This is a genomic window from Limnothrix sp. FACHB-1083, from assembly GCF_014696485.1.
Classification (GTDB): Bacteria; Cyanobacteriota; Cyanobacteriia; order CACIAM-69d; family CACIAM-69d; genus CACIAM-69d.
On the sequence record NZ_JACJQD010000005.1, the window covers coordinates 43480 to 56799 of the forward strand.

General features: G+C 57.4%; 10 protein-coding genes. 5 read left to right on the plus strand and 5 right to left on the minus strand.

What is annotated here, in order from left to right:
* Positions 1-313: 313 nt before the first annotated feature.
* Positions 314-1729 (minus strand): ATP-binding protein, encoded by a 1416-nt coding sequence (locus tag H6F46_RS08015; RefSeq protein ID WP_190354499.1) that lies wholly within the window; start codon positions 1727-1729, stop codon positions 314-316.
* A 420-nt stretch (positions 1730-2149) separates the two neighbouring features.
* Entirely contained in the window at positions 2150-2599 is a 450-nt protein-coding gene (locus H6F46_RS08020; RefSeq protein WP_099533527.1) for a YlqD family protein, read from the minus strand.
* Between the two features lie 371 nt (positions 2600-2970).
* Here H6F46_RS08020 and H6F46_RS08025 point away from each other — a divergent pair, with 371 nt between their 5' ends.
* A complete protein-coding gene (locus H6F46_RS08025) occupies positions 2971-3840 on the plus strand; it encodes a DUF4114 domain-containing protein (RefSeq protein ID WP_190354498.1) in 870 nt (289 codons plus the stop codon).
* 296 nt (positions 3841-4136) lie between these two features.
* On the opposite strand, the gene H6F46_RS08030 is transcribed toward H6F46_RS08025, so the two are convergent.
* Positions 4137-4421, minus strand: a complete 285-nt coding sequence (locus H6F46_RS08030; RefSeq protein ID WP_190354497.1) for a cupin domain-containing protein — start codon at positions 4419-4421, stop codon at positions 4137-4139.
* A gap of 178 nt (positions 4422-4599) precedes the next feature.
* Between H6F46_RS08030 and H6F46_RS08035 the strand changes: the two genes are divergently transcribed.
* Both H6F46_RS08035 and H6F46_RS08040 read left to right on the plus strand, forming a co-directional pair.
* The gene (locus H6F46_RS08035; RefSeq protein ID WP_199291456.1) at positions 4600-5514 is read left to right on the plus strand and encodes a DMT family transporter; all 915 of its coding nucleotides are present in this window, start codon (positions 4600-4602) and stop codon (positions 5512-5514) included.
* A gap of 167 nt (positions 5515-5681) precedes the next feature.
* The gene (locus H6F46_RS08040; RefSeq protein ID WP_190354496.1) at positions 5682-8333 is read left to right on the plus strand and encodes a glycosyltransferase 61 family protein; all 2652 of its coding nucleotides are present in this window, start codon (positions 5682-5684) and stop codon (positions 8331-8333) included.
* A gap of 14 nt (positions 8334-8347) precedes the next feature.
* Here H6F46_RS08040 and pgeF read toward each other — a convergent pair whose 3' ends face one another.
* Complete coding sequence (pgeF, locus tag H6F46_RS08045) at positions 8348-9136, minus strand: peptidoglycan editing factor PgeF (protein ID WP_190354495.1); 789 nt, start codon at positions 9134-9136, stop codon at positions 8348-8350.
* A 152-nt stretch (positions 9137-9288) separates the two neighbouring features.
* Positions 9289-10086 carry a Uma2 family endonuclease gene (locus H6F46_RS08050; RefSeq protein WP_242027850.1) on the minus strand — a complete coding sequence of 266 codons (798 nt, stop codon included), beginning with the start codon at positions 10084-10086 and terminating at the stop codon, positions 9289-9291.
* A gap of 208 nt (positions 10087-10294) precedes the next feature.
* Here H6F46_RS08050 and H6F46_RS08055 point away from each other — a divergent pair, with 208 nt between their 5' ends.
* Both H6F46_RS08055 and H6F46_RS19700 read left to right on the plus strand, forming a co-directional pair.
* Positions 10295-11443: a biotin--[acetyl-CoA-carboxylase] ligase gene (locus H6F46_RS08055; RefSeq protein ID WP_370567106.1), complete on the plus strand. Its 1149-nt coding sequence runs from the start codon at positions 10295-10297 to the stop codon at positions 11441-11443.
* A 185-nt stretch (positions 11444-11628) separates the two neighbouring features.
* Positions 11629-13077 carry a M23 family metallopeptidase gene (locus H6F46_RS19700; protein WP_305068602.1) on the plus strand — a complete coding sequence of 483 codons (1449 nt, stop codon included), beginning with the start codon at positions 11629-11631 and terminating at the stop codon, positions 13075-13077.
* Positions 13078-13320: the final 243 nt, after the last annotated feature.

Sequence of the window (13320 nt, forward strand, 5' to 3'; positions counted from 1 at the left end):
CATGGTTCTACCCTACCGCGCTCTAAGGACTGACGATCGGGCTGATTCTTGGCAGCAGAATTATTGATTATTTATTAATCATATCAATGATATCAATCGTTCTTCGGCTGCTTCTAAAGTGTTGCTCGATTGTCTCAACGTTGGTCATATTCACAGCGATTAAACATGCTCAACTGAGTTGTCCCTTGGTTTTAGTATTCCTTGAGACAGTTTGCTGAAGATTTATAAATTTCTCTTCATTAAAATTGCGAATTCAGGTCAGTTAGGGATAGGCCAAATATGCCAATGGCGCGTCCCTATGGTGCGTAATTGCCTAACTGTTCTGATAGCTACCGACCTCCAGCGGGGGTTCAACCAAGCTGGGCAGGGTGATGGTGACGGTTGTTCCCCGATCGAGCTGACTATCAAGGCGGATTTGCCCCTGGTGGACTTGCACGATCGCCTGGACAATGGCCAGCCCCAACCCCGACCCGGCAGATTGACCGGTGCGATGGCGCGATCGGGCCACATCGGCACGGTAGAACCGATCGAACAGATGGGGCAAAGCTTCCGGTGCAATGCCAATGCCGGTGTCTTGGACTTCGAGTTTTAAGGTGGGTTTGCGCAAGTCCCGATCGAGCCGCACCCAAACCCGCCCACCCGACGGCGTGTATTGAATCGCGTTGCCAATCAAGTTGGTGAGCAGCCGCGCCAATTGATCCCGATCGCCCCGCACCATCCAGGCCCGCTGATCGGGAATTTCGCTGAGTTCGGGAATCAATTCCAATGCTTGGCGGGTGGCCAGGGCCATTTGCTCCTCGATCGCCTCCAGCAGCAATTCCGACAGATCCACCATTCCCCACTGGGGTTGCACAATGCCGCTATCTTGGCGGGCCAAAAACAACAGATCGTCCACCAATTTCCCCAGGCGGCGAGTTAACCGTTCGATCGCTTCCAACTGCGATCGCTCCATTTGGGGGTTGGTTTCCGCCAACGCCACCTGCACATTGGTTTGAATGGTGGCGATCGGGTTGCGCAGTTCATGGGACGCATCGGCCGTGAATTGCCGCAAGCGTTGGTAAGACTCGCGCACCGGTTCCATGGCCAACCCCGACAGCCACCACCCGATCGCCCCCACGGCCCCAATCAACGCCACCACCCCCAAGCTCAGGTCGATCGCCAACTGCTGGGCCGGCTTGGTGACCTCAAACCAAGGGTGACTGACTCGCAAATAGCCCAAGGGTTGCCCACCCAGCGCAATGGCTTGAGTGCGTTGCCGCAACACCAACGGCGGTTCCACCGGCCCCCGCCCCTCGGCTGACTTCCCGGGCCCGTCGCGCAACACTTTCACCGTTTCACTTTTGCGAGTGGGATGCAGGGGAATGGTCAAGGGTTCCGCGAAGCTGGTCCAAAGCTGCTGGCCCGTGGGGCTAAACCACTCCAAATCAATTCGATCATCTTCCACATCATTCCAAACCGTGCCCGTGTTGTCCCGAAAGCTGGCTTCCAGGTTCACCCGGGCCCGAGTAATCATCTGCTGTGGATCGATGGCGGCCAGGTCGCGCACCTGCACCGATTCAATCACCAACGATCGAGCCACCAGTTCGATCGCATGTTCGATCGTGTCATCTACCCGATCGACCAGCGTGGCCCTCGCGTAACCATAAAAGGCGATCGCCGCCACCAGCACCAACACTGCTGTTACGGTCGCGTACCAAAGGGCCAGCCGTCGCCGCGTTGTCTGAAACACGATCGTCCTCGAATGATGAGTAGTTGCATTCTCCCCAATCGTAATTCATTCGATCGGCTTGATTTAGCCTCTGAATTGACTTGAGCTGGCTCGTTAGTTAATTTTCTGGGTAATTTTTGATTAACTTCTTGATCAACTTCTTGATTAGTTTCTTAATTAAATTAATTGACTCAATTTTTTGACTAAACTGATTGATTCAATTTATTTTTAAATCACAGTCTTTACCTAGAGCGATCGGTACGTTATATCACAGATACTATGAAGCCACTATTAGGTGGACAATGCCCACCCCACAGATAACTTGATTGAATTGATCGGTTTGATTTTAAGAATTTAGATTGACTTCATCTCATAAATAATGAGCAAATAATGAGCAAATCGTGGGGTGTAAACTTCACACCCCCAAAAAACGCAACCTAGTTACAGCTCACCACGAATTTCTTCAACAATGCCATCCCGTAGCAGAATTTCAACCTGCATCTTGTCAATCAAATTATCACCCTGTTGCACCTGAAACAGGCTTTCCATTTGCGTTTGAATCACTTCCTTATCCAGCTCCAAGGAGTGAACCCGATTGAGCTGTTGCAAAACTTGGTTTTTTTGCTCCAGCATTTGGGATTTCTGTTCGTTCACCTGGGCCTGAATATTTTCAATTTGGCGAGTCACTTCCGGGCCGGGCGGTTGAATGCTCTGACGCTGAATTTCCGCGATCGCCCGCTGACCTTGGGTTTCCAGTTGCTGTAACTGGCGATCGAGCTGGTCAATTTGCCGCTGCAATTCAACCTGCGCGTCTTCCTTCCAGCGCGGCGTAACAACGGCCTTCACAATCACAGGGCGCTTGAGCCACAGGCCCGCTGAAGTCGTATCCATGGGAGTTTGCACGCTTGAGGTGTCCTGGGTGTTGATCATCGGTCTCAGTGTTTTTGCATCGGCCAGAGACCATGGCCCGGGCGCGATCGTATCGCGGGACTGTGAGCCATGGCAATCAACCCTTTGCCCCCTTCACTTCATATTGGCCCGTTAATCGGCCATTGGCTTGACCAAAAATTCATCAAAAAACTCAGGAACTGCCCCTACGATCAGGGGAGAAAGTATTAAACCTTTTGGGTGTGTCTCCGGTTTCTAGCCATCAGATCAAAGCTTCAATTGCAAGCCAAAGTAACTTTTTATACTTGCAACGATTCAGGCGAAACCGCTCTCTAACTTCGCAACCGTTCCACTCTCTGAAGTCTTCTCTACTCATGCGTAACCACATTCCTTCCTTCCTGCTCAAAGCAACCGTCACCGCCTCCGTAGCAACCCTGAGTGTTGCAGCCGGATCGGCCCAGGCATTTGACATCAATCCCCGTAGCACAGCGCCGGATTACTTCCAAGAAGTGTTGCCCTCCATGGCTCCCTTTGTCGGCAAGGAAGCTCGGAAGTTAGACCCCAACGAAATTAACTTCCGCACCTTGGATGAATCGCTGCTGCAACTGAAGCATGACCACGATGTGAAGGTTTACTTCCTCGGTGAAACGGCTGGCGGCTATCGCAACCGTCTAGACTTTGCCACCACCGGAACAACGGTTACAGCGCAGACGAAGATTTTTGGGGACACCTCTTGCAGCCCCAGCCAAAGCAAGACCTTGGTGAACTTCAGCGGCTTTTGCCAAAATCCGAACGCTGCTGTCGCAGGGCGATCGGTTCAGGACAGCCCCCTGAACGTGGGCGATTGGGTGAACCTGGGCAAGTTCAAGGCTGGCACGATCTTTGATTTCAGCCTGGTTTCCAACTGGATTAACGGCGGCATTTCCGGCAAGGATGTGCGCACTGGCAAGACGGTTCCGGGTCAGTTCCGGGCCAATGCGAAGGACAATCCCGATGGCAAGCAACATGCCATGTCCTACTTCTACGAAGATTTGCTGGTGCTGGCTTTTGAAGATCTGTGGGGCGGTGGTGACCAAGACTTCAACGACACGGTGTTCGTGATCGACTTCGGCCGCAAGAACAACCGTGAAATTGCAGGGGTAGCCACGCCGGAACCGACGATCATGATGGGTCTGGGCCTGGTGGGTCTGGGTCTGGCCGGGTCGGCTAAGCGTCGCTCGCGCAAGTCTGATACCGCATCCTAGGGCTTCAACATCTGCGGATAGCAGGAGTTGGGCTAGGGTTGCTGAACTCTCCGGGTTCTGAAGTCTGAACAGTCAGGATTTTGCAGAAATTGAACTGAGTCGAAGTTGATCAAAAGACCCCGGGATTCTCAATGATGGGAATCCGGGGTTTTTCTAATGTTATTGATCAGGTGCTTCTGATCAGAGGCGTTGAATCAGATTCTGGTCTGGGCCAATCTTGAGCCAAATTTCCTAGCCAAATTTCCTAGCCAAATTTCCTAGCCAAATTTCCTAGCCAAATTTCCTAGCCAAATTCCCTAGCCAAATTTGTAGTGCTTGCGAATGGTTTGGGTGATGTTCCATGTGCAAGCCAAACCGGCAGAGAAGGTGACCAAATCGCCTTTGCGAATGGTGACGGGTTCGCCGCCCTCGGGGGTGACGGTCACTTCACCTTCAAGGATGTAGCAAGTTTCCGCTTCATCATAGGTCCATGGAAATTCTGAAACTTGTTTTGTCCAAATGGGCCAGTTGTATACGTCCAAGGCCGCGAGTCGATCGGGAGTGGGGTGCGATTCAAGCTGAATAGTAGTGGTTGTGCTCATGGCAAAACATGGAAAAACACTAGAGAATTGATGGCGATTGTAGGACGGGATGGATTGCACTTGGCCAAGGGTCGGGATTTGTAAAGATTGGCATCCCTAAAGATCCGCATCCCAAAGAGCAAACTCAAACAATCAGCACTCAAAAGGTCGGCACTTGAAACCCTCAACTCACGCCGCTGTGAATTCCGATGCTGGACACCGGGCCCGATCGCTCCGGTGGGGAGTGCTGTTGGCGGGAATGGCGGCCATTTCAACGGGGGCGATTTTTGCTCGCTGGGCGATGCAGTCGGCGGGGCGATCGGACTGGGGATTTGGCCTGTGGTTGGCGGCGGGACGGGTGACGTTGGCGGCGCTGGCGGTGGCTCCGGCTTGGCCCCAAACCGGGCGATCGCCCCGATCGGCCTGGCCCTGGGCCGTGGGGGCGGGGGCTTGCTTGGCGCTGCACTTCGTCTGTTGGCTCAGTTCTTTGGGTTATACCTCGATCGCCGCTTCCACCGTGTTGGTGACCACCACGCCGGTTTGGGTGGCCCTCATTACCAGTGTTATCACGCAGAAATTTGCGGGTTGGATTACCTGGGCTGGCCTGGCGATCGCCTTGGTGGGCAGCGCCGTGATTGCCCTCAGCCAAGATGCCGCGACGATCGGCAGCAATCCTCTGTTGGGGAATGGGTTAGCCTTGGCAGGAGCCTGGGCCGCAGCGGGCTATCTGCTCCTTGGGCGGGTTGCCCAAGAACGGGGACTGACCATTGGTTCCTACGCGGCTCTGGCCTATGGCAGTGCGGCCCTGTTGCTGAGTCCATTGGTGGCCCTGTGGGGCGGCGGTTGGCAAACCATCACCCCCACGACGGTGCTGGTGATCGCTCTGTCGGCGTTGGTTCCGCAACTGATTGGCCACACCAGTTTTAATTGGCTGGTGACCCAAATGCCGCCCTTGTGGGTCACCCTGGCTATTTTGTTTGAGCCGGTGGGGGCCAGTAGTTTGGGATGGGTGGTGTTTGGGGAACAACCGGGAATTGGCGTGCTGTTGGGGGGCGTGATTGTGTTGCTGGGGGTGGTGCTGGTGGTGCTTGGGGGGCGATCGGCCCAGGGGTGACCCTGAGCTATTTGGCTGAACTGCGCTGAACTCTGCCGAACTGTACCGATCACCAAGGCCATGGAGTGAGTGATGAAAGGGATAGTTCAGGGGTTGCCCAAAGGGAAACCAACGGGGGCAATCACTTAGGGGTAAAGGCACTGTCCGCAAGGATTTGAGGATTCATCGTGCTGAAGTTTTGGTCTGTGGCCGCATTTTGCACCTTTGCCCGATCGCGCTGGGCCCAAGAGCGAATCCCTGTGGGGCGCTGGTGGCGTTGGGCCCAGGCTTGGGCCGCAGCGGGCGAACCGGAAGCGGTTTTGGCCGCGCTGGAAACGGCGGTGATCCAGCGGCCTGGCTCCTTCAAATTGGTGCGGCAACTGTTGGACACTTACGGTCAAGCGGGCTATCGGCGGGCGGCCTGGCGACCGGTGCAACGGTTGGTGGCCGTGCGGCCCCGGGTGGCCGGGCGAGCCTGGGCCGCTTTGGGGGACTTGTATTGGGCGATGGGCGAGTGGTCGGAAGCCATGCGCGCCTACGACGAGGCCAAACAAAATCAGTATCAGTCCACCTATTTAGAGGAGCGGGCGGCCCGCTTTTGGGCCAGTCGTCAGGATTGGACGCGGGCCAAGGGCGCTTGGTGGACGGCGATCGCCTGGGAACCGAGCGATCGACCCGATTGGCACGAGGCACTCTGCTTTGTGCTCCTGAGCGATCGCGACTTTGACGGGGCGATCAAGGCCGGAGAAACGGCCCTGGCCCTGGGGGGCGATCGGGCCGTGACTTGGCATCGGTTGGCCCAAGCCCACCGGGAACGGGGCGATCGCCCCACGGGTAACCGCTGTTTGCGGCGGGCCTGGCAAGTGGGAGCCAAGGATCCCTGGAGTTGGTTTCCCCAGGTCAGTGAATGTGCCGATCGCCCAGAATGGCAACGGGCTTGGCAAATGTTGCAGAGTGCGCCGGACTTGGACTTTCCTGAAACGGCCGCCGATTATCGCCGCTGGTCGCAACTGGCCAGTCAGGCGGGGGATTGGCCAGCGGCCATGGCCGCCCTCGATCGGGCCTTGACTTTGGATCCGCAGGCCCCACCCAGTGATTGGTGCGCCTTGGCGGATCTCTGCGCGCGATCGGGACAAGACCACCTGGCCAGCCTGGCTTGGCAACGAGCCTTAACCGCCGGAGCCAATCAGGGTGGGGTCTACTATGCCTATGCCGAATCCCAGCCCCGGTCATCATTGCCCGATCGCCTGGCCCTGTGGCGGCGAGCCATGCAAGATAACCCCACCGATCCCCGGGTGTATGACAACTATGGCCAAACCCTGGAAGCGGCCAACCACCCGATCGCCGCGCTGGCCGCCTACGGTCGAGCCATTTTGCTCGCCGGCCGACGTTTGGATATTCCCTTTCGACAAGGGGGAACCCTGTTGCAACAATTGGGTTGGTGGCGGCTGGCTTGCTGGTTTTGGGATCAAGCCAGTCTGCTCGCCCCCGATAGCGTTTGGTTCCAAGCGGAGCGCCAAGCGGCCCTGGCTCGTCGGGCCCAATCACAGGGGCAATGGCAACGGGCGATCGACCATTTCATGGCCGCCCTACGCTATCAGCCGGAATTTTGGCCCGCCTACGACGGCATTCAAGCCGTACTGGCGGCCGCCGGATTGCCGCCGGCCGATCCATCGCCCACTTCCCCGAGCCTGTTTTGCCAACTGCCTGATGGTCTGGCGGAAGCCACCAGCCTCCTGGCCACCAATTGGCAGGGCGTGGCGGCCGAGCTGCCGGGGACAGACTGTTTTCCCGCCTTTGAACCGGAAACCCATCCCCTCCGCGATTCCCAAGGCTTGGGCGATCCCCTGCCGGAATTACAGGCGATCGACCGTACCTTGGATGCGCCGGCCGCCTACACCGTTGCGATTCCCCAAGGGCGAGCCTGGGGCGATAACCTGTGCAGCGTGGTGTTCAATGCCCAAAATCAAGTGATTCGTGACTGTTCAACGGGTTACAGCGCCATCGTTGCCAGTTCGCCCCACCTGCCGCCGCCCCAACACTTCGCCGGAACAGTGGCTTTTTTGGCCACGCGCTGGGGCAAGGTCACCTATTTTCACTGGATGTTTGATCTGTTGCCTCGGTTGGAGGTGTTGCGGCGATCGGGCTTTGCGTGGGACTCGATTGATCGCTTTGTGGTCAATCTATATGAATTGCCCTTTCAGCACCAAAGTTTTGAGCGGTTGCAAATTCCCCTCGAAAAAGTGGTGGCCTGCTGCCATACGGAATGGTTTGGTTCCGTGGATCCGGTTCAAGGGCGAATTCCCCACTTAACGGCCGATCGGCTGTTGGTTCCAGCGATTCCCGAGTTGCGAATCTATCGGGGATCGCTCTGGGCCCATCAGTTTTTGCGCGATACCTTTTTGGAGCCGGCCCGCATTTCCCGCTTTCCCGATCGCCTCTACATCACCCGCCGCAGCGCCGCCTACCGCCAAGTGCTGAACGATCGGGAGGTGACTGCAACCTTGGAACAGTTCGGCTTTCGGGCGATCGACCCGGCCCGCCTGCCGCTGGTCGATCAGGCAGCGGCCTTTGCAGCGGCCAAGGTGATTGTGGCGGTGCATGGGGCCGGGCTAACGAACCTGGTGTTTGCAGAGCCGGGCACGAAGGTAATTGAAATTTTCCAGCCCAGTCACCGCCAAAACACCTACTGGCTCCTGAGCAACTTGGGCGGCTTGGAGCACTATCACCTAACGGCGGATCTAGCGCCCGGCGCGGAACAGGCCACGGCCGTGCAACAGAACATTACGATCAACCTCGATCGCCTGAAGGCCCTGCTGAAGTTGGCCGGAATTGATTAGACCTCTTGCATCAATCAAGTGCTAACAATTCCTGACCATTGCACCGTCTTCGTGCCATCGCGGCGATAGGAAAAAAACCGATCGCCCTCGCAATAGGTGCAGTGGGGCGCAATGGTGACCTGCTCCCGATCGAGGCCCAAATTCAACACCTGCTGGACGATCGTTTGGCGCACATCCAACCGCGCCTTTCCCGGCTCCGGATCCGGCAACACGGGCGGCTGTTCCCAACCTTGGGCCTCCTTCAGGGGCACAGCCAGCGAGGCCACCACCTCTTCAGCCACCGCTTCCGTCACTTGATAAACCGAACCGGAAATGGCCGGGCCCAGCGCCACCCGCAAATCCGCCAGTTGACTGCCCTGTTGGCGCATCCGCTCGATCGCCTTGGGCACAATGGCCGCCGCCGTTCCTCGCCAACCGGAATGCACCGCCGCCACCTGACCGGTTTTTAAATCCGCAATCAAGGCCGGGGTGCAATCGGCACTGCAAACCCACATCACCTGCCCCGGGCGATCGCTCAACAGGCCATCGGCTTGGGGATAGGTGGATTGTTCGCTGGCGGTGGCCGTCGCCTCTTGGAGCACGGCCCCTGCTGTGATTTCTGCAATTTCCGCCGGAGCCACCACCCGATCGCCATGCACCTGCTTGACTCGGAAAGTTTGGGCCGCTTCATCCAGCACCGGGGCCAACTCGGCCGGCGGGCGGGGGGCAAAGTGCCGGGTAAAAAAACCGTGGGGAATTGGCTCCAGCAGGGAGCAGGTGAGATAGGGCAGTCCTTGCCAGTTGCGCCAATGCCAGCCAGTCACGATCGAGCCTCCCAAGGGTTCTGAGTTGGCATGATAGGTGGAATGTGCAATTTCTCCTAACTTGAATGCTGGAAAGTTTCAAGGGTCGGGAGATGGTTCAGGCGATCGAAATTGGCGCTATGCGTACAAAATTGATGCATTTTTATGCGTCTTTATTCGTCGGTCTCCAGTTGTCGCAGGCGCTCCCGTAATTCTGCTAACTCTGCCAGGGCGGCTTCTTTGGCTTGGCGTTCTTGATCGCGTTCTGTCGCCGCTCGATCGCGCTCAGCTAACACATCACCGATCTCGTCTGGCATCGGTAGCCATTGCCCTGTTGCCTCGTTAAAAAATCGCAAGAGCGGCCCACAAACTTCTAAGCGCAATCCCAACACAGCACTTTGGTTGTCTGTGATGGGTAAATATGCCTCGCAGGGGTCACCGTCCGGTGTGCGACTCGGCCCCAATTGATAGCCGCGTAATTGGCCCTCAATCCACTCATTTTTGGGGTCAAACAGCCAGTATTCCTGTACCCCCATTTGTTGATAGAGCCAATGTTTATGGTGTTGGTCTTCCTGGCGAGTGCCGGGGGAGGTGACTTCAAAAATAACGCTGGGAATTTCCCCCTCTTCCCAGATTTTGTAGTTGTCTCGGCCACCGGGAGCCACATTAAAAATCACCATCACATCGGGAGCCACTCGCAGCCGGGGATAGCCTTGGCTGTAGTAGAGAAACTGATTTGCTAACACGGTGGCTTGCTGACCCCGCAAGTACCATTCCAGTGCCTTCAAAATGGTGATGAGCGCGTTGAAATGGAGATAGGTTTCGGCGATGCGCTTGCCGTCGGCGGAGGGATAAACGATCTCAGTTAGTTGGGCCGAGGAGGCCGCTGGTGCGATCGCGCTGTCAGGGGTGGACTCCTGGGCAGTGGACAAGCTCGACATCGGCGGGGCGATCGGACGATCGCGGGTCAATTCAATCCCTATTCTAGAGATCCCAATTCTAGAGATCCCAAAAATGGCTGGTGCTGGCTGGCTGGGGGCAAGGGGTTTAAACCCCTTGGCTGGCTGGGCTGGAGAAATGAAATGGGGGCGATCCGCTGGGTGACCCGATCGCGGTAGGGTAAGGGGCGATCGCCGCAAGCATGACCTCAAAAATCAGCAAGCAATTAGAAAACCATTGGTGTTGAAACCCACCCCGATCGACCCCGCAGAATTCAGCGCCGCCGTGTTGCGCGAAACGGCGCGGCTCGGTGTTCGGTTGCCCAGGTTGCAGGTGCTAGCGGAGACCGGCTCCACCAATCAGGTGGCCTGGGAGCTGGCCCAAGCGGGGGCCCAGCCAGGAACGATCGTGATTGCGCTGCAACAGTCGGCAGGGCGGGGGCAGTGGGGCCGTCAATGGTCGTCGCCCTTGGGCGGGTTATATCTCTCGCGCTATTTTGCACCCCAGTTGCTGCCGGAGGATGGGGCCCAACTGACCTTGGCGGCCGCTTGGGGCCTGGGGCAAACCCTGCGCGATCGGGGTGTGCCGGTGGCGCTGAAGTGGCCCAATGATTTGGTAGTTCGGGGGCGCAAGTGGGGTGGGCTGCTGACGGAAACCCGATTGGTGGGTGGCAAGATTGCCCGCGCGGTTACGGGGTTGGGATTGAATTGGGCTAATCCGGTTCCCGAGACGGGGATCAATGCCACAGAGTTGTTTTCAGAATTGGAGTTTCCAGAATTAGGGTCTCCAGAACGATCGCATGATCAATCATCAGATCAATCAGTAGATCGTCAATTAGTAGATCGCCCAGGTCTTTTAGATCCTTCAAGTCACTTAGATCCTTCAGGTCATTGGGTCGATCGATCATCGAACTCGTCCAAGATCTCTGATGACTCTAAGATCTCTGATGGCTCTAATTCGCTGCATGGGGCCAGTGCATTGGCGAATCAGGCGAGTCAACTGAACACCCCGCCCCTGTTGCCGCTGACTGATTTCCCTGCGGAGGGTGGGCCACCGATTCGATCGCTGGCGGAGTTGGCGGCCCTGGCGATCGCGGGTTTAGACCGGGGCGATCGACAACTCCAAACGGGCGGCATCGAAAGTTTTTTGGCAGATTATTTGGAACTGCTGGAAACCTGCGGGCGATCGGTGCAAGTGGGCGATCGCACCGGAATCGCCGTGGGCATTACCCCGCGCGGAGAACTCCGGGTCAAGTTTTCCGATCAACTGGCTGCGGAACTGCATCTCCCCCCCGGCGCGGTGCGATTAGGCTATGCCCGATCGCCCCAAGCGCCTGAACCCCCTGGCCCAGATGGTGGAAAGGTTACGGATTTTTTAAAGAATCCTTGAATAGTCTTTTCGATTTCCGCGAGGTTGTGTTAAGCGCTTTTGCTTTTTCCCTTGCTATCATGACTGAGGACTGAGCCGGAACCCCCTGACCCGTCATTGCCATTCCTGAAGAGAGCAGTAACGTCCTCAGGCTTTGGCAACTGTCCTGGCTCCAAAGCCCCGGTCAAAGGGTGCGCCAGCCGTTTTTGGCTGTAATTTCAGACCGTGGCTCAACATTTTCTGAACATTTTGGGCGATCGCGCCGTCTAAGGCTCGGTGACGCTTCCCCAGCGGCTCGTCCGCCCGAAGCCCACTGCGCTCCTTCTGGAACCAGGTCTTTCACGCTGTTTTTGCTGTCCCCGTCCCATTACGCCATGCATTGCGCTCCCAACCGCGCCATGAACCACCGCCCCAACTTCCCCACCCGTCTCCAACGCCGTCGCCGTCGCATTTTGCAAGGTCTCGGGTGGGTTGGCGCAATGACCAGCTTGCTCGGCGGACTGGCAACCCCAATCCGGGCGATCGACGCGGCCCCCAGCGGCGGTTCCGCAGACTTGGCCCCGGAAGCACCCGCTGCACCGCCGGAACCGAAGCCCGCCGCGAATCCCGATCGCCCAACCCGAATTGAGCGGCCCGCACCGGCCGTGGAGCGGACTCCCCAACGGGAACTGCCCAACGTTCCTCGCCTGGCCCCCTCCCCGGAAGAGCGCTCCACCAGCCGCGGCCCGATCGACCAGTCCAATGATTTCAACTTGGGAGCCACCCAACGCCAGGCCCCGCCCAGCGAAATTCAGTTCACAGAACGCTCCACCGGTTGCGCCAGTGTGGGCGGCCGCCTCAGCGCCGGTTGCACCGTGACCCGATCGCCTGGGCAACCCGGCCAAGCTGGCCACCCCGGAATTGTGGCCATTCCCACGGGCGATCGGGGTTCCCACCTACAAATGAGCAGCCCCATGCGCCTTGGTTCCGTGGGCAGTGCCCTGCCGGCCCAATCGCCCATCTCCGTCAAAATTGGCCCCCTAACCGTGGGCTTAAACGGCGTGAACTTCGATGCCAACAGCTACTATTTCCGCAGCAGTCGCCCCAAGGGCCTGTTGGGCAATGGCAACCTAAAAATGCTGTTTCCGCTCACCAGCCTGGCTCCAATTTCCTCCTCCTTTGGTTGGCGGGTGCATCCGATCTTGGGCTACAGCCGCTTTCATGCAGGCACTGACCTTTCGGCTCCCTTGGGCACACCCGTGGTGGCAGTGCTGGATGGCAAGGTCTCGATCGGGGGCTTTTTGGGGGGCTATGGGCTAACGGTGGTGTTGGATCATGGCGACACGCAAAAGACCCTTTACGGTCACCTATCGGAAATTTTTGTGAAACCGGGAGCTACGGTTAAGCAAGGGGAAGTGATTGGGCGTGTGGGCAGCACGGGCATGTCCACGGGGCCGCACTTGCACTTTGAAGTTCGTCAGCTCACGGCCCAAGGTTGGGTGGTGACGGATCCGGCAAAGTTCCTGGCAGGCGCAAGCAGCCCGATCGCCGCTACTGACAAACCCAAGGATCCCTTTGAAGCGTTGATGGCCGCCACGATCGAGGCGGTGAAGTCTTCCTATAAAGTCCAATACGCCGTGATCGACGAAACCAAGGCCGCTGCTCAAGTGCAATAGCCTGGCGATCGAGCGATCGAGTGGCAGATCAAGCAGCCCAGCTCCACCCAGACAACTCGCATAGCACTGTGACCTATCAGTAAACTTGAAGCGCTTCAGGTTTACTGATAAGCCATTTCAATTTTCAGCATCACGACTGCAAACGATCGCCCCGCCCGATCGCCCAGTATTTCTGTATCCCTTGTGTCAAGATAGGTAAAACAACTTAACAAATCCCCCATCCAGATCGGTCAAGCCCAGGAG